Here is a 23,043-nt window from a genome sequence, read left to right on the forward strand (position 1 = left end):
GCACTACGCACCTCGCCATGCGCGACAAGGCCGGTTGGACCGGCAGCGGTCGCGCCACCATCGATCCGAACCACACCCCGGCCGTCGAGGGCGATCACTACCTCACCGCCGCCACCGAGGCCCAGCAGCACGCCGTCGAGCTGGTCATCGAGGACGCCCAGCACGACATGCTTCGACGCGCGCACCCGCCCACCGTGATCACCGAAGAGGACGCCACCGTGCTGGCCGCCGGCTATCCGCAGCTGGTCGCGGCCATGGACCTGGACAATTCGGCGATCGCCGAGCTGGTCGGCGGGCAGCGGGACGTGTTCACTGCGGCTTGCGGGGACCAGCTCTCCGGGCTGCATGGACCCAAGGGCAAGCCTTGCCCGGCCCGACCCTGGGTCTGCCTGCTGTGTCCGCTGGCCGTGTTCGCCCCACGGCACGCGGTCAACCTGCTGCGGCTCAAGGCGTTCTTCTCACGGCAGTGGCAGCAGATGCCCGCCGCTCAGTTCATGGCCGTCTTCGGCCCCTACGCCACCCGGATCCAACAGGTCCTGGACCGCTTCGAGCCCGTCGTCCTGGCCGCGGCAACTCGCCACGTCGAGGACCAGGACCACGAACTGCCCCTGCGACCCGAGGAGATGACCGCATGACTACGGCTTCTGCCGCCTCAGCATTCGACGGTCGGTCCGCGGTCTTCGCCGGTGTCGACGTCTGCCGCGAAGCCGGCCTCATGCTTCCCGAGGGAACCCGCCGTCCGCGCTTCGAGGACGATGTCTGGGACTTCACCGACGTCGTCGGCCTGCCCGTCCAGATGTCACTCTCCATCCGCCGCTTCGTCTTCACAGCCATCACCGACCCGCGGTGGCGTCTGGTCGCCAAGGAGCTGGTCCTGGCCATGCTCGCCCCGCGGCACCCGGCCGTCGCTCCGCTGCCCCGGGCGCATCGCACCACCCTGCACCTGACCAGCTGCGCGGGCCGGCTGGACGAGCTCACCCGGTTCTGCCAGTGGCTGTCCAGGCACAGGGTGACGAGCCTCGCGCAGATCGACACCCGCGTCTGCGACGCCTACATGGCCCACCGGCGCTATGTGCTTGATGAGCACGGCGCGGTCGTCGGTGAACAGAGTCCGGGGACTCGGCGCTCGGCCGCGCAGATCGTCGTCGACCTGGTCAACTACCGCGAGCTGTTCACCGCCGACCGGGTTCCCGCGGACCTGCGGCCCTGGGGCGGGGCAACCGCCTCCGCCATCGCCGAAATGCCCAGCGGCCGGACCGAGAACAAGACCCAGCCCATCGAGGCCGCCGTCATGCAGCCGATGCTCGCCGCTGCCCTCTTCTTGGTCTCCTCCCTTGGCCCTCACGCCGTCGGACTTGCCCAGCAGATCCGGCAGGCCGACCGCCTCTCCTCCTTGAAGGCGCCAGGACTGCGCAAAGCCGGCCGCGCTCCGGTGGGCGAGTTCACCACCTTGCTTTCTGAGTACGAGCGAACATGCACGCCGCTGCCGATGTTGGCCGACCACCACATCGCCGACCGCCTCGCCGACGGCTGGTCTCCCCAGGACCCGCTCTTGCCGGTGGCCACGGGAGTGCTGGCCCGTCAGGCCGGAGTGACCCAGTTCTGGCCCCGGTGGATGCCCGCCTTGCGCGACCCATTGGAGCACGCCGTCGCCGCGGTCGGAGTTGCGGAGGTCTTCGGCCGGGACGCCGCCGAGATCACCGCGGCGGATTCCTCGTCCGTGCTGCCCTGGACCCCACCCCTCCACCGTCTCCAGGCCGTCGCCCTGGTCGGCATCGTCCGCACAGCTGCGATGATCGTGCTGGCCGCTGCCTCAGGAATGCGGGCGAGCGAGCTGATGGAACTGCGGATCGGCTGCCGCCTTCCACCCGAGGAACCCGTCCCCGGGCTCACCCGCTACCGAATCGCCAGCAAGGTCGTCAAAGGCCAGCCGCTCGGCGGGACCGACGACGAATGGGTCGTCATCGAGCCGGTCTATCGCGCCATCGAACTCGCCGAACGGCTCCACGAGAACCCCGACGACGGCGTCCTGCTCTTCGGCCGGTTCGCCTTCACCGTCCGCTACCGCTGGTTCCGGAACTGGGTCAACTCGCAGGCCGGACGCCGACTGGGACTCGCGCCGATCCCCGCAGGCCCCGCGAATCTGAGGATGCTCAGGCGAACTCTGGCTCTGGAGATGGCCTACCGGCCCGGCGGTGTCCTCGCGACCAAGATCCATCTCAAGCACATCGCGGTCGCCACGACTGAGGGCTACAGTTCGCGCCCCGGCGGGGCCCAGGCCGAGCTGCTGGCCGAGGTCAACAAGTACGAGAGCGACCGCAACCTGGACCTGGTCCTGGCCGAGTTCCGCAACTACCAGCAGGGCATTCTGCCCGCCGGCCCCGGCGCCCGCAGCCTCACCGAGTTCTTCGCCAGCGTCGACGAGAAGCTCGAACCCGCCGCAGCGTCGGTGCCCCGGACCCAGCGCAGTGACCGGGAGGTGCTGAACCTGCTGACCAAACGTGCCAAGACCCTGCACATCGGTCCGGCGAACTTCTGCTGGTTCACCGACCCCTCCCGCGCGCTCTGCCTCAAACTCGCCGGTACCCCCACCGCCGATCGGCCACTGGTTGGGATGTGTGACTCCGCCCGCTGCCCGCAGGCCACCCACCACCCCTGCCACCGGCCCGTCTGGGTCGAACACGCTGAACGGACGAGGACGTTCCTCGGTGACCTGGGCAAGACCCGAAAGACCGAACACGCCCGCCTGCGAAACGACTACGACCGGGCTCTTCGGGTCGTCGCCGAGATCGACGCGGCCACCCTCGACCAAGCCGATGAGGACTCCGCATGAGGATCACCACAGCACAACGGACAGAGAACGAGAACCGCATCCGGGCTGCCATGGACCGCCTCCTGCGCGGAGAGATCCAGCCCGGCGGCACCTGCGACATCAAGACCCTCGCCCGCGAGGCCGCCGTCGACCGCACCGCCTTCTACGGAACCCGCCCTTACGTCCATCTCCGGGAGGAGTTCGAGCGCCGCCTGCAGAATCTTCAGGAAGCAGGGCATATCCCCGACCCCCGCGAAGCCCAGATCGAGCGCCTCAGGGCGGAGATCACCAAACTCAAGGAACGGCTGGCCAAGTCAGAACAGGCGATCGACGAGCTCGCGGACTTCCGGACCCAGGCTCTGTCCCGACTCGCTGCCCAGCACGAGGAGATCGCCCGGCTCCGCGAGTCGGCCGCCGGGACAAGCCGGGTGAGCCGCCTTCCCGCGCCGCGGGCCACGGTGATCGGGACCTGCAGTTGAGGCAGGCTGAGGCAGCGGTCGAAGACGCGGCTTCAGTAGTCGTCGTCGCACAGGCCGGTCCGGCAGCACACGGGCAACCAGTCGGCCGCAACCTCCCGGACACGTTGCAGGCGAACCCTGTCGGGCTCCACCACCGTGAGGATCTCAAAGGCGGTACCAGCAGTCCGGAGGGACCGATTCGACATCACCTCCTCATAGAGCAGCCAGAGACCTTGCACGGCAAGGTCTCTGCACAGTTCCGGAAGATCGAGTCCTCGTTGGGCGGTCGCAAAATCCGTGCCCTCGCCTGCCACCATGTGCTGCAGGAGGTCGAGGAACCACTCGCGCGCTGCTGGTGCAACGTCGTCCGCAATGGCTGCCAGGGCAACCGACGTCACTGCAGGAGCTGGCTCCCAGAGGACCGCCGGGGACCAGACATGCTCTTCGAGGCTGACATGGCTCGGCTCCTGCCGGGATCCTCTACCGGCAAGCTGCAGCAGATCCCGGGCCAGGTGCTCTGCCGAGCCGCCGCACCCGCACTGCATGCCCTCCCAGTCCTGCCGGGCTATCTCCATCTCGATCAGTCGCATAACTCCCACACCATAGAGGGCGCTCGTGAAGCCCGACATTGAATACTGTTCAGCCGGGAGAGGCGGGAGGCGGAGGTCATGGCGCTGGTCAGGAGGGGCTCGCGGCGCATCACCGTCGACGGTGTCACCTACCGATGGAGGGTCCGCGGACGGGTGACCTACACCCGCGGCCTGGTCTGGCGCCCGCTGGCCTACGCGGTCGAGCAGGACGGGACGTCAGGCACCACGTTGGTGGTCACGACGAACCAGCCGCATCCGAGCAACTGGTTCGGAATCTCCGCTCGAGCCATCCTGCCCTCGGATGTCGCCGCCTCGATCCGCAAAGCCCGAGCCAAGGGCTGGACACCCGAGAAACCCGGATCCCCCTTCAGGCTCGACCAGTCCCAGGGATTCAGCAGTGCCGACGGACCAGCGGCGCAGTGAACTGCGTCACAACGGCCCCCCTGGAAAGCAACACGCGCCGATCTCAACGTTGCAAACGCGGCGTCGGCAGCCAACCTGTCCAATGGCTACACGGAGACATGCGAACACGGCCTCTGCGGACACAAGGCACATCTTCATCACCGATGCCATCCTCAACGGGCTACCTCCGCACATCGCCCAAGTAATCGCCGGCCACGACAGCATTAACACGACGATGGGTTATGCGGCGATCTACCCGAAGGATACTCTTGAAGCCCACCGCTCCTTTATCGCGCGCCGACGACAGCTAAGGCCGAACGATGAGTACAGGGCTGTGACGCCAGAGGAATGGGATGAATTTCTTGGCAGTTTCGCACGCCGGAAGCTAGCTCTCGGAAGTTGCGGGCGGGCATACGGGACCGACTGTGCCCATGAACACGCGTGCATCCGCTGCCCGGTGCTTATTGTGGACGACGGAGAGCTTCCTCGAATGCTGGAGATCAGCCAGAACCTCGCAGACCGAATCGCTGAAGCCGAACGCGAAGGCTGGCTCGGCGACGTTGCCGGCTTGTCCGTCAGCCTAGCAGCAGCGGACGAGAAGATTGCTCAGCTCAGCGCGCGCCGCACACGGAGAGAGAGCCCTGCATTTCTCGGAATCCCGACTTTCGATCAAGCGGCTGGCCGCTCGACTTCGACTGAACCGGGGTGATACTGCGGACTCTCCCTTCTGGCTCACCGCGAGAAGAGGAACCAGTCCCAAGAACAGGAGGAGACCGTCGAGCAGGCCCTGCGCACAGTTCGCGGTACTCGTGGCCGGGCTGCGGGCCGAAGTCCGCGTCGTGGTCGGCCCCGTAGACCCGGCCGCGCATCAGCACCTCGTCGTCCATGGTGCCCCAGCATCCCAGTTGGCACCGACACCGCCTGCTCGCCCCCTTGTGCGGGCCAATAGCACCCCTGTCGGTGGTCGCTGCGATGATCGCTGCACAATGACGCGAGGAGATCATCATGGGCACCTGGGGTATCGGTCCATTCGAGAATGACATGGCCGCCGACTTCGCCGACGCCCTGGATGAGGCCGCAGAGGATGAGCGCGAGGCCCTGGTCCGAACGACGCTGATCCGGACCATCGAGACCCAGGACTACCTTGAGAGTCCTGAAGGAGCAGAGGCCGTCGCTGCTGCCGCTCTCGTCGCCGCGCAGTGCCCGGGCGGTGAACCAATCAGCAGTAGCTACGGCCCGGACGAGGCTCTTCCGATCTTCGCTAGCGATCTTCGACCGCTTGCTGCCGAGGCACTCGATCGGGTGGTCGCCGAGGCGTCCGAGCTCGCCGATCTCTGGGACGAGGCATTCGGTGGCCCGAAATGGCGGCAGGCCATCAAGCGTCTTCGCACCCTGCTCGCTCCCGAGCCCGAACCTCAGGAAGACCCGCTGTTCGATCTTTAATGCGACGAGCCACCCACCCTCCTGAACAGAGCTATGGAGTTGGGTAGTTCAGAGAACTCCTGGACGTCACCGGCTGGGACGCCAAGCAGCTCGCCGATGGCGCCGCGCTGCTCACCGAGATCGGCTCGTACGGCGCGGGCGGACGCGCCCACTACGAGCCTCGTTCCGCCGATCCGCGCTACTGGGACTGGGCCGGCGATACTCCCTGACGTACCCACACCCGCTCCACCCGTTGAACCGGCCGAGCGCCCCGACCGGGGTACGCGGCTGCGGTTGCGCCCGATCCACACTGCCGGGCACGTACACAGCTGGGCCGCCAAGAGCAGGCCATCAAGCCTGCTCGGCCTCGTCGGCTGGGGCTTCAACGGCGGCGGGGGCCTCGTCGGCTGGGGCTTCAACGGCGGCGGGGGCCTCGTCGGCTGGGGCTTCAACGGCGGCGGGGGCCTCCTCGGCCTTGGCGCCCTTGAGGATGTCCTTCTCCCAGTCGGCCAGCGGCTGGTCGGCACCCGGTTCGACCTTGGCGACACCGGCGCGGGACTTGAGGCCCTCGGCGACGGCGTCGGCGATCACGCGGGTCAGCAGGGTGACGGAGCGGATCGCGTCGTCGTTGCCCGGGATCTTGTAGTCGACCTCGTCGGGGTCACAGTTGGTGTCGAGGATGGCGACGACCGGGATGTTGAGCTTCCGGGCCTCGCCGACCGCGATGTGCTCCTTCTTGGTGTCCACGATCCAGACAGCGCTGGGAACGCGCTGCATGTCGCGGATACCGCCGAGGGTCTTCTCCAGCTTGTCGTGCTCGCGCTGGAGGACCAGGAGCTCCTTCTTGGTCAGGCCGGAGCCGGCCACGTCCGAGAAGTCCAGCTCGCCGAGCTCCTTGAGGCGCTGCAGACGCTTGTAGACGGTCGAGAAGTTGGTCAGCATGCCGCCGAGCCAGCGCTGGTTCACGTAGGGCATGCCCACGCGGGTGGCCTGCTCGGCGATGGCCTCCTGGGCCTGCTTCTTCGTGCCGACGAAGAGGACGCTGCCGCCGTGGGCAACGGTCTCCTTGATGAACTCGAAGGCGCGGTCGATGTAGTTCAGCGACTGCAGGAGGTCGATGATGTAGATGCCGTTGCGCTCGGTGATGATGAAGCGCTTCATCTTCGGGTTCCAGCGACGGGTCTGGTGACCGAAGTGGACGCCGCTCTCCAGCAGCTCCCGCATCGTGACGACAGCCGTGGAGGATTCACTTGCACCCGCGACTCGCACCCTATGGATGCGTCCGTCTATTTCCTGGACAATCGAGCGTACCGCTGCGTCGACGTCAGATTGCGAGGGTATATCGATGCTTTCCTCGGGTGCCGCGAGAAGCATTCTCGCGACTTCCTCTGTTGTCAGCTTGTTAGCCACTCTAGCCATGCCGCAATACCCCTAACTCGTCACCCCAAATTATGATTCTGCCAGCATTCAGAATAGAGCTTAAGTCGCCCATTCAGGCAACGTCGAGCAAAATTCTCCGCCTCTCTATCGACGGCAGAGCGGGGTAACGTGTTTAGAATATCCCAGTGCCATAGAACGTGATCAACCGTCTCTAGCCAGCACTTGTCCGCAAGTGCCTCATGGCCCTGGTGAAACCTATCTTTGAAGGCATCAACAAAAGCCTTGTCGCCTTCATTCCTTAGATCACTCAAGTGGCGCCGTGCCATCAGAGCTTCCCGTGCTAGTTCCTGCGCTACTTCCGTGACTGGTTTCCGAGTCCGCTATCGCGCCGTTTCCCGTGCCATTGGGGATGATCCGGCCGGTTATCTGGCCATGGATAATTGTCCCGATGATTTGATCAGCGCTACGGGAGCGGCGACGCTCCATTCGAGAGGCGATCATGGCACCTGCAATCCCACCCACAAAAGCCGGCACGAGAAACCATCCCCCTACGGAAACGAGCCATGCCCAGGCGGCCTCCTTCGAGCCGACGGGTGAAGCAGTTCCCACCATAGTGTTATATGCCTCACCCCAGCCGAGATATTGGCTTGCGGCTATCATTACGACAATCCACACAAGAGCAATGGGTAATCCGATAACCATCAGCCAGAATGTTAAGTTTCGCATTTCCTTGACGGCCATACCATAATAGTAACCAGGAGGGATGTACTTCGCACTTCGAAAACGCCTCAAGAGGCTGGTGTTAACTCCGGGCGAAGTAGGACTGGCTCTACCGTGAGTCAGACGATCCTGATCTGTAGTTCAGAGAACAGGAGCAGCCCGTCGAGCGGGCCGGCGCAGAGTTCGCGGTACTCGTGTCCCGGCTGCGGGCCGGGGTCGGGGTCGTCGTGGTCGGCCCCGTAGACCCGGCCTCGCATCAGCGCCTCGTCGTCCATGCCGGTCAGCATCCCAGTCGGTACTGACAGGTCATGGGGCTTTCAGGGCTTGCGGTTGAGGAGCAGGGCGAGGAGGTCGCGGGCTGCGCGGCGGCGGTGCGGGGTGGGCGCGGCGATGGCGGTGAGGGCGAGGACGGTGATGGTGGTGAGGTAGCCGGCGGCCGAGGTGGCCAGGGCGAGCGTGGCGGGGTCGTGGGTGGGCACGGAGGTCTCCCGGGTCTGGGTGGCGGGCCCGGACCGCGCCGTCGAGGGGCGCGGGCCGGAGCGGGGGTCAGTGGGTGGCCAGTTCCTGGAGTTGGTGGGCGATGTCGCCGGTGGGCAGGCTGAACGGCCCGCACATCTCGTCGTCGCCGCCGGGCAGGCCGTCGATGGCCTCGCGCAGTGCGTGGTCCGGGCTCGGGAGGTCGGCGGTGTCGGGCAGCGGCGGGGCCAGGCGGGGCACCAGGTGCGGGTAGCCGGGCAGGTCCGGCAGGGCGGGCGGCAGGGGCGCCGAGGTGCCGTCGTCCAGGCGGGCGGCCTGGTGGAACCAGTGCTCCGCGTCGCGCAGCTCGCCCATGCGGATGTGGTGGAGGTAGAGGCAGTAGGCGGCGGTGAGGTCTCCGGCGCCGGCGGCGAACTGCCACCACCACTGGGCGTCGTAGGGCTGGCCGGTGAGGTCGAGCAGGCAGCCGAAGACCAGGCCGCCGCGCGGCTCCCACCGGGTCACCAGAGCGTCCAGCCACTCGTAGGCGTCCGCCTCGTTGATCACGAGCTTGGCCAGGGCCTTCAGGTCCCGGCCGGCGTCGTCGAGCAGCGGGTCCTTCGGGGAGCTCGCCCGGGCCGGAGCGGCGGGTTTGGGCACGCACGCGCAGGACGGCGCGGTGGCCGAGGCCGTCTGGCGGGCGGCCTGCTTCTCGGCGATGTACCGGCGGCCGGCTTCGAGGTCGTAGCGGGGACGGGCGTCGGGAGCGGGGCCGGCGGCCTTGAGCAGGCGGTCGAGATCGTGGGTCACCGAGATCACTCCTGGTCGTGCTTGGTGGGGCCGGGGCGCAGAAGGCGGCGCGGGGCGAGGCGGGCTTCGAGCTTGGCCTTGGCCTGGGAGGTGAGCGAGCGGACGGTGGTCTCGTCGATGCCCATCGCCCGGGCCGTACGCGCGACGGTGAACCCGTTGAGGTAGCGCAGGATGATGACGTCGAACTTCGCGCCCGACAGCTCCAGGATCGCGGTCGCCACCGTGATGCCGACCTCCAGGTCGGTGACGCTGGCGCCGAAGTCCGCGATCAGCGGCTCGGCCTCCCGGTGCACCACGATGGAGAACACGACCCGCTCGATCAGGAGGCGGTGCTCCTCGTCCTGGGCCCGCTGCGCCTCGACCGTGCGGCGCAGCGCCGCCCAGGCGTAGGCGGCCGGGTTGGGCTGGGTCAGTACCTGGTCCCAGTGGTCGCTGAGGGCGAGGAAGACCTCGTCGACCAGGCGTTGGGCGAGGTTCGGGTCGCCGAGGACGGTGAGCGTGTAGTCGAAGTAGGGCTGGGCGTGGAGTTCCTGGAAGCCCAGGAACGTTATGGGCAGTTCGACTCGCGGGGCGGTGCCGGCGGCGTCGGTGAAGGGCGGCTCGCTCATCACGCCTCCCCGGCCGGGTCCGGGACGCTGCCGCGCGGCCGCGGGGAGCAGGCGGCCCCGAGGGCGGGGCCGGTGGTAGGGCGGCAGTGCCGGCTGGCGGGCCGTGGAGGTGCGGGGATGGGGGCGTACATGGGTGTAGAGGTCCTCACTCGCACAGATTCAGGGGGCTCGGTATGACGCTCCGTTGGGGGTCGGTGGTCGGAGCGTGTTGATAGACAGCATCTAATCCTTCGAACGCCGGGATCGTTCACGCCTCGAAGGTAAAGACTTACGGAAGGTCACATTCCGAGGTTTAGAGAGCACATGGTCTGTCGATCCGGCCCTGATGCAGCAGAACCCGGCACTGCCCGGCGCTTCGGCCCCTGCCCGGCTTCAACTTCTGGACGCGGCCCTTTGCCCGTTCGAACTGCGGCAGCGGGTGCCCGGGGAAGCGTGCCCGTGCGCCGCGGACCGGGTCGTGGCCGTGGAGGGGGGTTCCCGTATTGACGGTGACGAGTCAGAACATCCGACCACCGCTCCCTCGGGCGGGGGCCGACCCCCGCCCGGACGCCCCGCCCAGCGCCGTCGGCTCTGGCCGGGATGCGTGCGACGGCTGCGGCGCATCCCGTTCCACCGTTCCAGGCCCGCGCATTCCCCCAGGTCACAGGCCATAGAGCGTTCCGGCGTCCCGGATCGGCGGCCAGATCTGGTGACCGGGACAGTCCCCGCGCCAAGGTCTTGCCCAGACACCAGACCAGGCGTCAGCACACGACAACACCCGGGGGACTTTCCATGCGTACCTACCGCAGCCGCACCACCATCCTGACCGCGACTGGCACCGCCGCACTCGCTCTCCTCCTCACCGCCTGCGGCGGGAACGGTACCGACGCCAAGGCCACCGGCCCGGCCGCCAGCGGCCCCGCACCGACCTTCTCGACGGCGCGGCCCGCGCCCGGCACTGCGCAGAACACCGACACTGCTGGAGCCGCGCCCAGCACCAGCACTTCGCAGGCTGCGGGAACCGGGACCGCGCAGGGCACCGGGACTGCTGCCGGCGCTGGCACCGGGAAGAACACCAGCGCCGCCCAGGGCGCGGTTGCCGGGAAGAGCTCGCCCGCCGCGCCGCCGGCCGGCGCCTCACAGGCACCCGCCGACCCGGCGGCGGCGTCCGCGCCGCCGTGCACCGTCAAGGACGTCGCCATCAGCGCCACCCTCCAGAGCGGCCCGCCCTACACCCACATCGTCCTGACCGCGAAGAACACCACCGGCCACAGCTGCCGGCTCAACGAGTACCCGCAGATCCGGTTCCTCGAAAGCCACCGCGAGAACGTCCCCGCCGTGGCCAAGAGCAAGCCCGCCGCCCCCGTCGTCCTCACCGCCGGCGCCCCCGCCTACGCCCTCGTGAAACTCTCCAACGACGGCGTCCACGAGAACAACGAGCCCGTGACCGCGTTCTCCGTCGCCCTGAGCGGCAGCAGCGGCCTGTCCACCGTCAAGGCACCCGGCGCCGAAGGCATCGCCGTCGACCCGGCCGCCTGGGCCACCGGCTACTGGACGCCCGAGCTGCGCAACGGAGCCGACGACTTCTAGCTAGTGCTGCTCGCAGAATTTCGTGGAGGGGTGTTGGTCAGGTGGCGAGGTGCCAGGCGCGGTCGAGGGCTTCTTCTGGGGAGCCGCAGGAGCGCGGAGGGGAGTTGTCCTCGTTCGTGTCACCGCTGGCGAGGCAGAGTGAGGCCCCGGCTACGTGCGGCCGCGGCGTGCACGACAGGCGTGATGCGACGAATCACGGCTCGGCGCGGGCTCCCGCCACGGCACCCAGGTCGACCAGTTGCGCCCTGCCGTTGCCCACCGACCAGTTGTCGAGGGCGTTCTCGATGAGCGTGACGAACACGTCCTCGGGCCGCACGCCGACGTCGGTCAGATTGGCTGTGATCTGTCGGTACAGGGCGAGCTTGAGCTCCCGGGGGCGACCTGCCACCAGGGTGATCTGGACGTAGACGACGTCTCGGCGGGCCACGTCGAGGTAGTTCGGGTCGAAGATCAGCTCTCCGGGATCGTGCGGGGTGACGATCTGGAAGCGGTCACCGGCCGGGATGCCGATGGCGTCGACGAGGGCCTGATGCACGCCGTCCGCGATGGCGCGCCGGATGGCGGGCGGCCGGGTGGCGGACAGGTCGATGCGAACCAGAGGCATGAGAACGCTCGCTTTCCGGAAGGCCCGGCTAAAGTATGTGTTCGACGCACATCGACCATATCAGTGTATGACGATCACCGAACACTCTGCAGAGGATTAACCGTGTCCGCCCGCACCCGCAGCCTCACCCACGCCAATCCGACCGAGGTGTCGCTCCAGGACGCGCTCGACGCGGTCGGCGACCCTGTGCGACGCGCCATCCTCAGGGAGTTGGCCGGCACCCCTGACTGGACCCGCGCCTGCGGCACGTTCGACCTTCCGGTGACCAAGGCGACGCGCAGCCACCACTTCGCCGTGCTGCGGGCCGCCGGCCTCATCGAGCAGCGCGACGAGGGACCACGCCGGCTCAACCGGCTCCGCCGCCCCGAATTCGACCGGCGGTTCCCCGGTCTCCTCGATCTGATCCTGGCCGAGCCTGCAACGGACGAGTGCAGCTCCGCGTAGGTTCGCATTGGGGCGTCGGGGCTGGTCAGGTGACCTTGAGTGGGGGTCCGTCGTAGGTCCACTTGGCGGGCGGCCGCCCGGTAGGACGATTTCCCTCACCGGAGTGAACCTTGGGCAGATGCGCTGCGCGGGCCTTCGACTACCCGCTACGAAGATCAACGACAAGTGATCTTCAAGCGGAAGGCGACCCAGCATGGGCCCCCAGCGAACCAGGACGGCCGTACGCGCAGGCGTGATCGGAGCAGCGGCAACACTCCTCCTCGGCGCGCTCGGCGCTCCGAACGCGACTGCCTACTCCGGCACCGGCAGGGTGGCCGGCGACGTCGTGAGCACCACCTTCTATGAGGCGATCGACGCGCTGACCGTCGCGGACGAGGACCGCACCGGCTACGTGCGCACCGCCTACCGGCACTGGACCGACGCGGACAAGAACGGCTGCAACGCGCGCAAGGACGTCATCATCAGCGAGGCGATCGACGCGCCCGCGGTCGGCCCCGGCTGCGCTTTGACCGGCGGCGTGTGGTTCTCCCCGTACGACCGGGGCAGTGCCGAGGCACGTTGATGTTGCACCGCCGCCTGGCGCGGGACTACGAGGCGCTGCCCGCCAGCTCGGTGGCGGTGGTCCACTGGTCGATGACCGACGTCATGCTCCACCGGCTGACCCGCACCGCCACTGCGAGCTGGCGCGACCCGCCCGCCGCGCGGGCCGACGACGGCGGGAGGACCCCATGAGGGACATGCTGGAGAAGATCAGCACCCGGCAGCGGCTGGTGCGCGAGACCGTCGAGCATCTGCGCGAACAGGCTCGCGGAACGTCTGCCGTGGGCAGCCGAGCACCGGGCAGACCAGACGTCGGACCCGCACCGAGACGACGACCCGCCGCCCATCCACCGGGACATCCGCGACCACCCGGCCGTGGAACCCGTGCACCCGCCCCGGCGGCCGCCCACACACCGGGCACGGCACCGGATCATCCCGCGTCCGCGCCGACACCCGGATGACCTCGCCCTCGTCCGCCACCCCCTCGATGACGAGGGCCGACAGCCCCGAAAACACCACGCTCACAAGCTCGTTGGCATCACGCACATCATGCCAACGACCGACGTCACCCTTCGTCACCACCGATTACGGGACAGAGCCTTTGGCTGTACAGACCCCATTCTGGCGGGGTGGAGGTCGAGGCCGGTGGCGTCCCGAGCGGTGGCGTCATGCGCCGGCGGGTTAGGGGTGCGGGGGAAGCCCTGGGAGGAGGCGGCCGAGCCCCTGTGAGGACGCGTCCTCCGGGGCTGCGGGGGCGCGGGAGGAGAGTGGCGCCCGTCGCTCCGGAGGCAGGTACGCGGTGGGCAGGGGGCCTTCCAGGACGTCGCCGTCGATGCGGACGCCCAGGTACGCCTGGACGCCCTCGGCCGCCTGCGTGGCCGTGGAGCGGTCCGGGAGCACCTGGACCGCGTCCCACAGCGGGTGGTCCGGGCCGCTGCGCAGCGTCGACGGGAAGCCCGCCTCGAAGGACTCGATCCGTACGCCGCCCCGGTAGCGTTCGAGGGTGGTCATGCCGTTGACGCTGTACAGCTGGACGGCCTCGGTGCCTGCCGACAGGCGTGAGAGCACGGCCTCCTTGAAGCCCTCGGGCTCGCCGCTCTCGTGGCAGAACGCCCACTCCCCGTCCCCGAGGACACCGGTGCGCAGGACGACGCCTCCCTCCGCGATCGGGAGGGTGGTGCGGGCCTGCTGCAGCGTCAGCTCCCGGACCGGTTCGGCGGCTGCCCCGTAGGCGTCGAGGACGTGTGCGGGGCCGCGGTGGCGGGCGAAGGTCAGGCACACGATGATGTCGTGCGCCCACCAGGGGTCCTGCGTGGTCATCGTCGCGATCCTCTTTCTGCTGGGCCGTTCGTTGTCGGGGCGCCGTGGCCGCGCCCGGGGGCCTGTCCCCCGGGCGCGGCCACGGCGTCGTTCGGGCCGGGACCCGTGGACGTCAGGTCGTCCAGGAGACGGTGAACGCCTCGGTGTCGATCAGGCGCTGCGTCTGGACGAAGCTGCCGTACTTCCCGCCGGCCGCCTTGTTGACCGGGAGCGGGACGTGGCCCCGCACGCACGACTCCTTGTACGTGACCGGGTGTCCGGTTGTCTCACGGAACGTCCAGTTGCCGTTGGTGAGTTGGGGGACGATCTCGGCGCACAGCCCGCCGTTCGTGCCGCCCTGGTACGTCCCGGCGAAGGGGAACTCGTCGCAGCTGTCCTCCGGGAACGCGACCGGGTCCAGCTGGGCGAACGGCACCGTGCTCTGCGCGCCGCAGGTGCGCTTGCGGTTCGGCTCGCTGTCGCCCTTCAGTCGCGTGAACTGCTTGGGCATGTTGGGCAGGTAGTTCAGTGCGAAGGCGTAGGTCGCGGCCGCCGCACCGTAGTCCGTCAGGGAGTAGGACAGGTCGGGCCGGACGTCGGCGTAGACGCATCCGGGCGAGCCCTTGCCCGGCTCGTGGACGGCGTTGTCGCAGCGGACCTTGCGCGGATTGGTCCAGTTGACGTTCGGCTGCAGGGGGATGGTGTTGTCCTGCGTGACGTACATGTGGTAATCGTTCGCCAGGGAGTCGACAGCCCCGACGGCGGGCGAGTCCGAGTACAGGACCGTACCCTGCGCCGACGTCCCGGGCGTCAGCGTACGGGCGCCCGCCCAGGGCTTGGCCGCGCCCATCTGGCAGGGCGCCGTACAGCTGGCGTCGAACGCGATGTTGAGGCTCGGCACGTTGCTGGTCGAGGACACCATGGTGACCGTCACCAGTTCGGTCCACATCGAGCTCGTGGCGCTCAGCGACATGCTCAGGTTGATCTTGAGCTGGGCCGAACCGATGGCGGTGCCCTTGTCGTCGCGCAGCGTGTAGGTCGTGGTCATGTCCTTCAGGCACGACCCGAACCGCTCGTACGACCAGTACCCCGCGCTGCCGATCGAGCACGCCCCGGCACCGTCCTGCGTGCTGCTGACGGCCTCGGAAACACTCCTACGACCCGCCGGGCCGTCGGTGACCTGCACGCACTCGGCCGCCGCACCCGCCTTCCCAGGCGCCGACCCCACGGCCACCTCCGTGCACTGAACCCCACCCGGCTCGGCCTTCACCGACAGGTCCTGCCGGTCCGCGGCGCTCACCGCCGTTCCCGGCCCCCCGATCCCCGGCAGACCCGCTGCCCCGGTGCCCGACTGAGCCGCCGACATGCCACCCGAGGCGACGACGAGCGAGACCGCGGCCGCCATCGATGCGGCCAGGGCGACCAGGCGCCGACCATGACGTTTCATCAACTTCCCTCCCCAAGAAGGCGCGAGTGCCATCAGTGGCACCAGCTGTCACTTGGGCACACGGGTCGCAGCGCCCAGTGGGTTCACCCGGGTGGCGCAAGGGGCGAGAACAAGACAGAGATACAGAACCGGTGGACGCGGATGGTGTGAGTGGACGTTAAGACCGACCGGCAATAGGCAGTCGCTGTCGCGCGATGTGCGGGGTGGATGCAGTACGGGCACGGGTCCACGTGATCATGGAGTTCTCTACGCTCAGTGATCACGAAGGACGGCCGTGCCCGCGCTGCCATCTTGCCTGTTCGAACCCATCTGGGACCAGTTCGCCGCACTCTTGCCCGCCCGGGAAGTGTTCGTCGCGAACCATCCGCTGGGCTGCCACCGCCGCCGGATCGCCGACCGGACGGTCTTCGAGCACATCGTGCTCGCTCTGGTCCACGGCTCCGGCTACGAGCGCATCTCCACCCCCGGATGCTCCGACCGCACAATCCGACGGCGCGTCAAAGAGTGGTCCGAGCAAGGGATATCCGAGAAGGTCCACGCCCTCGCCCTCGCCCTGGAAGCGTATGACCGGATGATCGGTCTCGGCCTGGGTGAGATCTCGGTGGACGGCTGCATCACCAAGGCCCCGTCCGGCGGCGACAAAGCGGGCCGCTCTCCGGTCGACCGGGGCAAGCAGGGACTGAAGCGCTCGGTCGCCTCCGATGCCTTCGGTGTCCCGCTCGGGATCGTCTCCGAAGGGGCCAACCGGCACGACTCGCCCCTGCTCGGCCCCACCCTGGAAGCGGCCAAGGAACAGGTCGGCGCGATGCCGGACATCGTCAACGTCAACCTCGACCGCGGCTACGACAGTGCCAAGTCCCGGGCGATAGCAGAGTTGGGATTCACGGCCGAGATCGCACGCAAGGGCTTGCCGGCCCCGATCCAGGCCGGCAAGCGCTGGGTGATCGAGCGCACCCACTCGTGGATGAACGACTATGGCAAGCTCCGGCGCTGCACAGAGAAGAGCGGCACCGTCGTGGACTTCTACCTCTACCTCGCCGCCACTCTCGTCACGCTCCGCATGCTGATCCGCCGAGCAACGAGCCGCTACCGCTGGGACGGCCGACCCACCACCCGACGCCTCAAATGATCCATTTGCCGGTCGGTCTAAGCCATCTGAACGATGGAGAAACGCCGGTCGGGGGTACCCGCTTGGCGGCTGGAATGTTTACCGGGTCGCCGCGGCCGGCGCGTGCTCGTCATCGGCCGCCGTCTCCAGGTATCCGCGGGCCTTCGGCAGGATTGCCTGGGCGCGGCACAGGTGACGGGTGACCTGCGGGAGGAGGGCGCCGCGGAAGCGGTCGGCCGCCCGCAGCTCGGCGGCGGCCTGGTCGAGGAGGACTCCGGCCCGACGGACGGCGTGGCCGAGGGTGCTGGCCCGGTACTCCCCCGCGAGCGCCTGCGCGGTGTCGGCGAGCTCGCCGGCACCGGGGTCCTCGACCGGGTCGGCACCGAAGAAGACCCCCGCGGCTGCCAGCTCGGCCAGTAAGTCGTCCTTGCGTACCGTCCGCCACGAACTCACGCTTTGATCATGCCCCATGACGGGACGTATCGAAGCGTGAACAGGCAACCCACCTCGCGCACAAGGAGCGCGGACGGCGCAGCGCCCGCGCCGACCGGCCCCCGTCACGCACTCCAGTCGGCCAGGGCGATCCTGGCTTGCCTGCGCCAGTAGGAGTTGGCGGGCCGGCCCTTGGGTCTGCTGGGGGAAGGGAGCTGTGGGTGTCTGCGTGCTCTGACAGGATCGCGGTGTGCCCGATTACGATCTGAATCGCCTCGGCCCTCGCGCGTTCGAGCAAATGGTGGTGGCGCTCGCCCGCCGGGAGCTCGGGCCGGGTGTGCAGGTCTTCGGTGACGGCCCGGACGGTGGGCGGGAGGCGACGTTCGAGGGGACAATCAACTGGTCCGCGACGTCGGAAGGGGTTGCCTCGGCGTTGGATGTCTGGACGGGCTACACCGTGTTGCAGGCGAAGTTCCACGTCAAGCCGAAGCCGACTCCGCGCGACAATGCGATCTGGCTGCAGCAGGAGATCCGGAAGGAGATCGATCACTGGGTCGAGGCTGCCGAGAACCGCACCCGGACGCGTTTGCCCGACTACCTGATCTTCGTGAGCAACGTCGACCTGTCCCCGGTCGCCATGGTCGGCGGGATCGACAAGGTCAGCTTGTCCGTGAGCGCGCAGCTGGCGAAGGCGGGAACGCTGCGCAACGGTTTGGCGGTCAAGGGGTTCATGATCTGGCACGCCGACCAGATCCGGTCCATGCTGGACGCGCATCAGGGCGTGCGCTGGGCCTTCCCTGGGCTGCTCACCGTCGGCGACGTGATGTCGATGCTCAGTCCGGAGCTGGTGAAGATCGGCTCGCTGGAGGTGCGGGACCCGCTGCGGGAGGAGCTCCTGCATTCCCTCAAGGCCGACCGGTGGGTGCGGTTGAGCCAGTCCGGCGGGCCGGGCGACGCGAAGCTGTGGCTGGACGACATCGCCATCGACCTGCCGGCTGCCATCGAGGCTCCGGAAGGTGCCACCGTCCAGGCAGTGCGGCACGTGCTCGAACTCGGCGACATGGTGCTGCGCCCCAGCGAACCGGATCGCATCAGGCGCCCGAACCTCGTCCTGGTGGGCGGCCCGGGCCAGGGCAAGTCCACCCTGAGCCAGCTCATCGCGCAGGTTTATCGCACGGCGATGCTCACCGATGCGAACACCGGGCCGGGCGCCCAGGAGATCCTGGCGGGCACACGGGAGGCCCTGGACCGCCTGGACCTGCCGGTGCCCGGAAATCGGCGTTGGCCGACCCGGATCGACCTCGCCAAATACGCCGAGGAGCTGGCTTCCGGCTCCGAGATGAGCCTGCTGCGGTGGATCTCCAACCAGATCTCCAGGCGCACCGACCGCGATGTCTCGGCACAGGCTTTGCGCGACTGGCTGGCCGCGTGGCCGTGGGCGCTGATCCTCGATGGTCTCGACGAGGTCCCCTCCCAAATGGACCGCCGTGTCGTCTACGCCAAGATCGACGAGCTGCTCACCACGGCCGAGGACCGTGATGCGGACCTTCTCGTGGTGGTCACCACCAGGCCGACCGGCTATGACGAACGCTTCTCATCCGAGGCCTTCCGTCACCTCCTTCTGCAGCGGCTGCCGGCCGATCAGGCCGCGGCGTTCGCGCGGCAGATCACCGACAAGCGGTTCACGAGCGACGACGAGATGCGCTCCAAGGTCGCCGACCGGATGTTTGAGGCGTCACGCGACCCGGTCACCCTGCGGCTGATGGAGACCCCGCTCCAGGTGACGGTCATGTCGTTCATCGTGGAGAAGTTCCCCACCCTCCCGCCCGACCGGTTCACTCTCTTCAACCTGTACTACCAGACGATGTTCGAACGGGAGATCGCCAAGGACATTCCGATCGCCCGGTTCCTGTCGCAGCACCGCACGCACATCGACCGGCTCCACGAACACGTCGGCCTCACCCTGCAGGCGGCCTCGGAGACGGCCGACGGCGCCGAGGCCGCCATGAGCCCCGCGGAACTCCACGACCTCGCCGTCGACCAGTTCGTCTCCCGCGGCTTCGAGCCCGCCCAGGCGGACCGCGACGCCACCGAACTCGTCCGGGCCGCCACCCAACGTCTGGTCCTGCTGGCCCCCCGCGACGGCGGCGTCGGCTTCGACATCCGCACCCTGCAGGAACTGATGGCCGCCCGCGCCATCACCGAAGGCGACGACACCCAGGTCATGTCCCGATTGCGCCAGATCGCCCACCACCCGCACTGGCGCAACACCTGGCTCCTCGCCGCCGGCCACCTCCTGCTCGCCTCGGAGCGCTTCGAGCGGGGTCTCCTCACGCTGCTCAAGCAGCTCGACACCGATCCCCACCGGCTGAACGGCCGCTTCCCCACCGCCCCGTCCCTCGCCGCCGAAATCCTCGACGACAACCTCGCCCGCAACCGCCCCCGCTTCGAACGGGGCCTGATCCAGTGCCTGTTCACCACGCTCGACCACCCGCCCGTCATCAACCGCATCGGCCTCGCCGCCGCCTTCGTCCGCCTCGCCCGCCCCCCGCATCGCAAGTCCGTCTTCGACCGCCTTCAAGCGGCCGCCTCGGCCGGCGCGGCGCAGCGCGCCGCCGCGGCGCTCGTGCTCCTGGGGATGCGCCGCAGCTCCCCCGACCCCGGCCAGCGGGTGAACATCGACAACGCCTACCGGCACCTGGCGCTGTCCCCGAACGAGGTAGAGGCCGTGGAGGCCTGGCTCGATGCCCGCACGACAGCCAGCGAAGAGGCCGGCATGACCGAGGTGGCCGCGCACCTCGAAGCGCTCGTGGAGCCGTATGACCTGCACCCGGAGGATCGCCAGCTCCTGCACACCGGCCTCAAGGCGCTGGGCGACAGCCGGTTCAAGCTCCTTGGCGCTGCCCCTGACACGGCCGTGCCCAGCCGCCGCTCCCCCGACCGGCCCGAACCGCTCCTGCAGGCACTCGGCCGCGAGGACATCGCGCAGGCCCTTGAGTTCGCGCTCCAGAACTCGCCGTCCTCGCACTGGGCGATCGAGGCCACGCTCGGATACTCCTTCAAATCCGCCCAGAACCGGCAGCCCGTCGGCCCCGAGCTCCTGCACAGCATCGCCGAGGCCAACGCCGCTGCCGAGGAGACCGACGGCTGGTAGCAGGGCAGGACGCCGGGGCACACCGCAGGCCGCCCTGCTGGGCACCGCGGGCACGGTGTTCGAGGACGCCCGGACCGCGGCCCTGGAGAAGCTCTCGGGCGTGGTCGGACGCGTGAAGGCCTGCGCGGCGCTGGGCGTCAACCGGGCGACCTGGTACCGCCACCACCGCAAGTCCCCGCCCCCACCGAAGCCGGTCCGGGAGCACCGGCCGCATCCGAAGGCACTCACGCCCGCCGAGCGCGAGAAGGCCGTGGCCAAGCTCAACGGCGAGCGGTTCAAGGACACGGCACCCGCCGAGGTCTACGCGACGCTGCTCGACGAGGGCGTCTACCTGTGCTCGGAATCCACGATGTACCGGATCCTGCGCAAGCGCGGCGAGGTCCGTGAACGGCGCCGGCAGGCCACCCACCCGCCCCGCAAGAAACCCGAGTTGATGGCCGATGCCCCCAACCGGGTCTGGTCCTGGGACGTCACCAAGCTGCGAGGCCCGCACAAGCGGGTCTTCTACTCCCTCTACACGATGATCGACATCTACTCCCGCTACACCGTGGGCTGGATGGTCACCACGTGCGAGAGCGAGGAACTCGCGAGGTACTTCATCGAGGACACCGTCGCCAAACAGCGCGTCGACCGCGACCAGTTGACGATCCATTCGGACCGGGGAGCGATCCAGACCGCCAAGTCGGTCGCCGTCCTGATGGCCGATCTCGGTGTCACCAGGTCGCACTCGAGACCGAAGATCTCGAACGACAATCCTTACTCGGAGGCCCAGTACAAGACGATCAAGTACCGGTTCGACTACCCGGACCGGTTCGGCTCGCTGCCGCACGCCCGGCAGTAGTGCGCGGACTTCTTCGACTGGTACCACTTCGAGCACCGACACAGCGGCATCGGCTACCACACGCCCTACGACGTCCACCACGACGAGGCCGATCTGGTGCGCGACCTTCGGGCCAAGGTCCTCGCCGACGCCTACAACCAGCACCCCGCACGCTTCGTGCGCAAGTTCCCCGAGCCGCCCGCGATACCCGAACAGGCCTGGATCAACAGACCCACCGACGACGAGACCGCCGCGAAGGAGTTGCAGGCCCAAAGTTAGGCAGAATCACCTGCCTTGATCACTTTGACAGGTTCCGGCACGCGGCCAGCTCCGTCAGCAGGACCTCTGGCCCGGCTGTCAGCCGCTCCAGTTCAACATCGACTCCGGGAAACAACACATCTTCGATCGAAGGGAGGACCACGCGCAGGTCATCCCGCAGGGAAACGATCCTGCATGCATGCCACTGACCTGGGATTTCACGGAACTCCGGCCAGAGCCTTGAAATTCCCCACCCCCTGCTCGGGGGTGGGACAGACCTGCCCACTTGGGCACCGTGTTCGCGTGCCCACCATATGCTGGTGATCTTGATCAGTCCGGGGAGCTGGCAGGCCCCCAGGCACGACACGAAGACACAGGGGCGGGCCGTGACAGAAATCCGTATGCCAGACTTCCATGCTCCATTCCCACTGGAACGCAACCCTCACATGCAGGAAGCTTCCAAGATCATGTGGGAGTGGATCGATCTCCGCGGGCTGGCGGCGACACCCAAGGCCCGCGCCCGCATGCTCAATACCGGGGCCGACCTGTCGGGCGCCTACGTATGGCCGCGAGCCGGACTCAGCATGCTGTCACTGGGGCTGAAGTGGCTGGCCCTCACGTTCCGCATCGATGACCAGCTCGACGAAGACGACTCGGACGAGCAGCCGGGGTCCCGTGCGAGGTGCATCGAGGAGCTGTGCGGGATCCTGCACGACGTTCCCGCGCCGCAGTCCCCGGTCGCCGACGCCCTGCACGAACTGTGGAAGGAGACGCGCACGGGCCGGCCAGCGAGCTGGCAGCGCGCCTTCGTCGCCGACTTCGAGGCGTTCTTGCGCTCCTACGCCCTGGAAGCAAAGCTCAAGGCCGCCGGCCGAATACCGGAACTCACCGAGTACCTCGGGTGGCGGATGTACTCGGTCGGCATGCCATGGCTGTGGGACCTCGACGAACTGCGCCTGCCGCTCTACCTCCCCGACAGCGTACGCAACTGCCAGACGATGAGCACTCTCCGCCAGGCAGGATCACTGCACATCGCCCTGGTCAACGACGTGTTCTCCGTCGAGCGGGAAAGCATCACCGGCTACCCCTACAACGCCGTCTCACTCACCATGCAGGCACAAAGCTGCTCCTTGCAGGAAGCAGTGGACCAAGTCGCCGACCAGGTCACCGAACACGCCCAAGTGGTCAGCCGCATCCTCGAACACCTCCCCACAGAACTCGGGCACCAGCAGCTGCCCCCCGACGTCCGCACAGCCGCCCTCGACTACTCCGAGAACATCGCCCTGAACCTACGCGGACAACTCGCTTGGCACGCTTCAGTCCGCCGCTACGCCACCGCCGACATCACCGAGCAATGGACAGGGAACTACCCCGGCGATCTGCTGCGCCAGGCCGGCTGACCGAGTCGGCCCCACGGCATCAACGACGTCGTCCGCCGTCCCCGCACGAGACGTAACAGGCCAGCCCCCCCGGCTGCTCGCGCCTGGGAGCGGACGGCGCCCTTCGGGCAGCGGTGCGCGTCCCGCTTGAACTCCCCCGAGTACCTCGCAGCACACCCATAGTGCAACCTGTCCTACGTGCACTGCGGCGGACGAAACCGTCGCCGTACGGAACGCCCTGTTGGACGCCGACCGGCCCCTCGATCCGCCGACGCGGGAGCTGCTGTCGATGCCACCAGAGCCAGGGGGCACGACCGGGGCCGCGATCACC

At 68.2% G+C, this 23,043-nt stretch carries 25 protein-coding genes and 2 pseudogenes; 15 read left to right on the forward strand and 12 right to left on the reverse strand.

The features are described from left to right. Positions 1–17: 17 nt before the first annotated feature. Genes OG286_RS00300 through OG286_RS00310 form a run of 3 tightly spaced genes read left to right on the forward strand, consistent with a single transcriptional unit; the run spans position 18 to position 3,291 of the window. Positions 18–635 (forward strand): hypothetical protein, encoded by a 618-nt coding sequence (locus OG286_RS00300; RefSeq protein ID WP_405363604.1) that lies wholly within the window; start codon positions 18–20, stop codon positions 633–635. Next, positions 632–2,833, forward strand: coding sequence for a site-specific integrase (locus OG286_RS00305; protein ID WP_396326047.1), 2,202 nt, complete (start codon positions 632–634; stop codon positions 2,831–2,833). The genes OG286_RS00300 and OG286_RS00305 overlap by 4 nt, the downstream gene beginning before the upstream one ends. 50 nt (positions 2,834–2,883) lie before the next feature. Next, positions 2,884–3,291 (forward strand): hypothetical protein, encoded by a 408-nt coding sequence (locus OG286_RS00310; protein WP_405364563.1) that lies wholly within the window; start codon positions 2,884–2,886, stop codon positions 3,289–3,291. 32 nt (positions 3,292–3,323) lie between these two features. Here OG286_RS00310 and OG286_RS00315 read toward each other — a convergent pair whose 3' ends face one another. Next, complete coding sequence (locus tag OG286_RS00315) at positions 3,324–3,860, reverse strand: hypothetical protein (RefSeq protein ID WP_396326045.1); 537 nt, start codon at positions 3,858–3,860, stop codon at positions 3,324–3,326. A 78-nt stretch (positions 3,861–3,938) separates the two neighbouring features. On the opposite strand from OG286_RS00315, the gene OG286_RS00320 reads away from it, so the two are divergent. The 3 genes from OG286_RS00320 to OG286_RS00330 all read left to right on the forward strand — a co-directional run bounded on the left by OG286_RS00320 (position 3,939) and on the right by OG286_RS00330 (position 5,705). Further along, positions 3,939–4,283, forward strand: coding sequence for a hypothetical protein (locus OG286_RS00320; RefSeq protein WP_396326044.1), 345 nt, complete (start codon positions 3,939–3,941; stop codon positions 4,281–4,283). Between the two features lie 82 nt (positions 4,284–4,365). Next, positions 4,366–4,971, forward strand: a complete 606-nt coding sequence (locus OG286_RS00325; protein ID WP_396326043.1) for an integrase — start codon at positions 4,366–4,368, stop codon at positions 4,969–4,971. Between the two features lie 296 nt (positions 4,972–5,267). Beyond that, positions 5,268–5,705 carry a DUF4259 domain-containing protein gene (locus tag OG286_RS00330; protein ID WP_396326042.1) on the forward strand — a complete coding sequence of 146 codons (438 nt, stop codon included), beginning with the start codon at positions 5,268–5,270 and terminating at the stop codon, positions 5,703–5,705. A gap of 330 nt (positions 5,706–6,035) precedes the next feature. On the opposite strand, the gene rpsB is transcribed toward OG286_RS00330, so the two are convergent. The 6 genes from rpsB to OG286_RS00360 form a co-directional block, all read right to left on the reverse strand. Continuing rightward, positions 6,036–6,908: a 30S ribosomal protein S2 gene (gene rpsB / locus OG286_RS00335; protein WP_405364565.1), complete on the reverse strand. Its 873-nt coding sequence runs from the start codon at positions 6,906–6,908 to the stop codon at positions 6,036–6,038. A gap of 459 nt (positions 6,909–7,367) precedes the next feature. Next, positions 7,368–7,805 (reverse strand): DUF6313 family protein, encoded by a 438-nt coding sequence (locus tag OG286_RS00340; RefSeq protein ID WP_396326038.1) that lies wholly within the window; start codon positions 7,803–7,805, stop codon positions 7,368–7,370. 98 nt (positions 7,806–7,903) lie between these two features. Then, positions 7,904–8,059, reverse strand: coding sequence for a hypothetical protein (locus OG286_RS00345; RefSeq protein ID WP_405366095.1), 156 nt, complete (start codon positions 8,057–8,059; stop codon positions 7,904–7,906). A gap of 42 nt (positions 8,060–8,101) precedes the next feature. Next, positions 8,102–8,263, reverse strand: a complete 162-nt coding sequence (locus OG286_RS00350; RefSeq protein WP_396326037.1) for a hypothetical protein — start codon at positions 8,261–8,263, stop codon at positions 8,102–8,104. Between the two features lie 67 nt (positions 8,264–8,330). Then, positions 8,331–9,050, reverse strand: coding sequence for a hypothetical protein (locus OG286_RS00355; RefSeq protein WP_396326036.1), 720 nt, complete (start codon positions 9,048–9,050; stop codon positions 8,331–8,333). A 5-nt stretch (positions 9,051–9,055) separates the two neighbouring features. Next, positions 9,056–9,658: an RNA polymerase sigma factor gene (locus OG286_RS00360; protein WP_396326035.1), complete on the reverse strand. Its 603-nt coding sequence runs from the start codon at positions 9,656–9,658 to the stop codon at positions 9,056–9,058. 771 nt (positions 9,659–10,429) lie between these two features. Here OG286_RS00360 and OG286_RS00365 point away from each other — a divergent pair. Then, positions 10,430–11,227, forward strand: a complete 798-nt coding sequence (locus OG286_RS00365; protein WP_396326034.1) for a DUF4232 domain-containing protein — start codon at positions 10,430–10,432, stop codon at positions 11,225–11,227. A 193-nt stretch (positions 11,228–11,420) separates the two neighbouring features. Here the strand turns inward: OG286_RS00365 and OG286_RS00370 are convergent, their stop codons facing one another. Continuing rightward, on the reverse strand, positions 11,421–11,831 hold the full coding sequence (locus OG286_RS00370) for a tautomerase family protein (RefSeq protein WP_396326033.1): 411 nt from the start codon (positions 11,829–11,831) through the stop codon (positions 11,421–11,423). 102 nt (positions 11,832–11,933) lie between these two features. On the opposite strand from OG286_RS00370, the gene OG286_RS00375 reads away from it, so the two are divergent. From OG286_RS00375 to OG286_RS00385, 3 genes are all read left to right on the forward strand, one after another. Then, positions 11,934–12,275: an ArsR/SmtB family transcription factor gene (locus OG286_RS00375; protein WP_396326032.1), complete on the forward strand. Its 342-nt coding sequence runs from the start codon at positions 11,934–11,936 to the stop codon at positions 12,273–12,275. 193 nt (positions 12,276–12,468) lie between these two features. After that, positions 12,469–12,837 carry a hypothetical protein gene (locus OG286_RS00380; RefSeq protein WP_396326031.1) on the forward strand — a complete coding sequence of 123 codons (369 nt, stop codon included), beginning with the start codon at positions 12,469–12,471 and terminating at the stop codon, positions 12,835–12,837. Beyond that, on the forward strand, positions 12,837–13,007 hold the full coding sequence (locus OG286_RS00385) for a hypothetical protein (RefSeq protein ID WP_396326030.1): 171 nt from the start codon (positions 12,837–12,839) through the stop codon (positions 13,005–13,007). Before OG286_RS00380 ends, OG286_RS00385 begins: the two co-directional genes overlap by 1 nt. Before the next feature lie 66 nt (positions 13,008–13,073). Here OG286_RS00385 and OG286_RS00390 read toward each other — a convergent pair. The 3 genes and pseudogenes from OG286_RS00390 to OG286_RS00400 form a co-directional block, all read right to left on the reverse strand. Continuing rightward, positions 13,074–13,331, reverse strand: a pseudogene (locus OG286_RS00390) (transposase family protein); the annotation flags it as partial. Between the two features lie 165 nt (positions 13,332–13,496). Continuing rightward, entirely contained in the window at positions 13,497–14,135 is a 639-nt protein-coding gene (locus OG286_RS00395; protein WP_396326029.1) for a DUF6461 domain-containing protein, read from the reverse strand. A gap of 112 nt (positions 14,136–14,247) precedes the next feature. Further along, positions 14,248–15,162, reverse strand: a complete 915-nt coding sequence (locus OG286_RS00400; RefSeq protein WP_266272448.1) for a hypothetical protein — start codon at positions 15,160–15,162, stop codon at positions 14,248–14,250. Here OG286_RS00400 and OG286_RS00405 point away from each other — a divergent pair. Together OG286_RS00405 and OG286_RS00410 are read left to right on the forward strand one after the other, a co-directional pair. Further along, entirely contained in the window at positions 15,161–15,361 is a 201-nt protein-coding gene (locus OG286_RS00405) for a hypothetical protein (protein WP_063352310.1), read from the forward strand. The genes OG286_RS00400 and OG286_RS00405 overlap by 2 nt on opposite strands. Before the next feature lie 474 nt (positions 15,362–15,835). Continuing rightward, a complete protein-coding gene (locus OG286_RS00410; protein ID WP_396326028.1) occupies positions 15,836–16,690 on the forward strand; it encodes an IS5 family transposase in 855 nt (284 codons plus the stop codon). Positions 16,691–16,768: 78 nt separating this feature from the next. On the opposite strand, the gene OG286_RS00415 is transcribed toward OG286_RS00410, so the two are convergent. Further along, on the reverse strand, positions 16,769–17,122 hold the full coding sequence (locus tag OG286_RS00415) for a hypothetical protein (protein WP_405364567.1): 354 nt from the start codon (positions 17,120–17,122) through the stop codon (positions 16,769–16,771). Positions 17,123–17,351: 229 nt separating this feature from the next. Here OG286_RS00415 and OG286_RS00420 point away from each other — a divergent pair, with 229 nt between their 5' ends. From OG286_RS00420 to OG286_RS00430, 3 genes and pseudogenes are all read left to right on the forward strand, one after another. Continuing rightward, positions 17,352–20,255, forward strand: a complete 2,904-nt coding sequence (locus OG286_RS00420; RefSeq protein WP_396326026.1) for an NACHT domain-containing protein — start codon at positions 17,352–17,354, stop codon at positions 20,253–20,255. Between the two features lie 55 nt (positions 20,256–20,310). Then, positions 20,311–21,354: pseudogene (locus OG286_RS00425) on the forward strand (IS3 family transposase). A gap of 365 nt (positions 21,355–21,719) precedes the next feature. Beyond that, a complete protein-coding gene (locus OG286_RS00430) occupies positions 21,720–22,733 on the forward strand; it encodes a terpene synthase family protein (protein ID WP_396326025.1) in 1,014 nt (337 codons plus the stop codon). Positions 22,734–23,043: the final 310 nt, after the last annotated feature.

The organism is Kitasatospora sp. NBC_00039 (assembly GCF_045160625.1).
Classification (GTDB): Bacteria; Actinomycetota; Actinomycetes; order Streptomycetales; family Streptomycetaceae; genus Kitasatospora.

What these genes read in the sequence shown, in the direction of transcription:
- OG286_RS00360 (WP_396326035.1), bottom strand. Translation starts at nt 9,658, where the DNA reads ATGAGCGAGCCGCCCTTCACCGACGCCGCCGGCACCGCCCCGCGAGTC.
- OG286_RS00365 (WP_396326034.1), top strand. Translation starts at nt 10,430, where the DNA reads ATGCGTACCTACCGCAGCCGCACCACCATCCTGACCGCGACTGGCACC.
- OG286_RS00345 (WP_405366095.1), bottom strand. Translation starts at nt 8,059, where the DNA reads ATGGACGACGAGGCGCTGATGCGAGGCCGGGTCTACGGGGCCGACCAC.
- OG286_RS00395 (WP_396326029.1), bottom strand. Translation starts at nt 14,135, where the DNA reads ATGACCACGCAGGACCCCTGGTGGGCGCACGACATCATCGTGTGCCTG.
- OG286_RS00370 (WP_396326033.1), bottom strand. Translation starts at nt 11,831, where the DNA reads ATGCCTCTGGTTCGCATCGACCTGTCCGCCACCCGGCCGCCCGCCATC.
- OG286_RS00300 (WP_405363604.1), top strand. Translation starts at nt 18, where the DNA reads ATGCGCGACAAGGCCGGTTGGACCGGCAGCGGTCGCGCCACCATCGAT.
- OG286_RS00330 (WP_396326042.1), top strand. Translation starts at nt 5,268, where the DNA reads ATGGGCACCTGGGGTATCGGTCCATTCGAGAATGACATGGCCGCCGAC.
- OG286_RS00400 (WP_266272448.1), bottom strand. Translation starts at nt 15,162, where the DNA reads ATGACCACGACCTACACGCTGCGCGACGACAAGGGCACCGCCATCGGT.
- OG286_RS00325 (WP_396326043.1), top strand. Translation starts at nt 4,366, where the DNA reads ATGGCTACACGGAGACATGCGAACACGGCCTCTGCGGACACAAGGCAC.
- OG286_RS00385 (WP_396326030.1), top strand. Translation starts at nt 12,837, where the DNA reads ATGTTGCACCGCCGCCTGGCGCGGGACTACGAGGCGCTGCCCGCCAGC.
- rpsB (WP_405364565.1), bottom strand. Translation starts at nt 6,908, where the DNA reads ATGCGGGAGCTGCTGGAGAGCGGCGTCCACTTCGGTCACCAGACCCGT.
- OG286_RS00305 (WP_396326047.1), top strand. Translation starts at nt 632, where the DNA reads ATGACTACGGCTTCTGCCGCCTCAGCATTCGACGGTCGGTCCGCGGTC.
- OG286_RS00340 (WP_396326038.1), bottom strand. Translation starts at nt 7,805, where the DNA reads ATGGCCGTCAAGGAAATGCGAAACTTAACATTCTGGCTGATGGTTATC.
- OG286_RS00310 (WP_405364563.1), top strand. Translation starts at nt 2,884, where the DNA reads ATGGACCGCCTCCTGCGCGGAGAGATCCAGCCCGGCGGCACCTGCGAC.
- OG286_RS00320 (WP_396326044.1), top strand. Translation starts at nt 3,939, where the DNA reads ATGGCGCTGGTCAGGAGGGGCTCGCGGCGCATCACCGTCGACGGTGTC.
- OG286_RS00380 (WP_396326031.1), top strand. Translation starts at nt 12,469, where the DNA reads ATGGGCCCCCAGCGAACCAGGACGGCCGTACGCGCAGGCGTGATCGGA.
- OG286_RS00315 (WP_396326045.1), bottom strand. Translation starts at nt 3,860, where the DNA reads ATGCGACTGATCGAGATGGAGATAGCCCGGCAGGACTGGGAGGGCATG.
- OG286_RS00405 (WP_063352310.1), top strand. Translation starts at nt 15,161, where the DNA reads ATGTCCTTCAGGCACGACCCGAACCGCTCGTACGACCAGTACCCCGCG.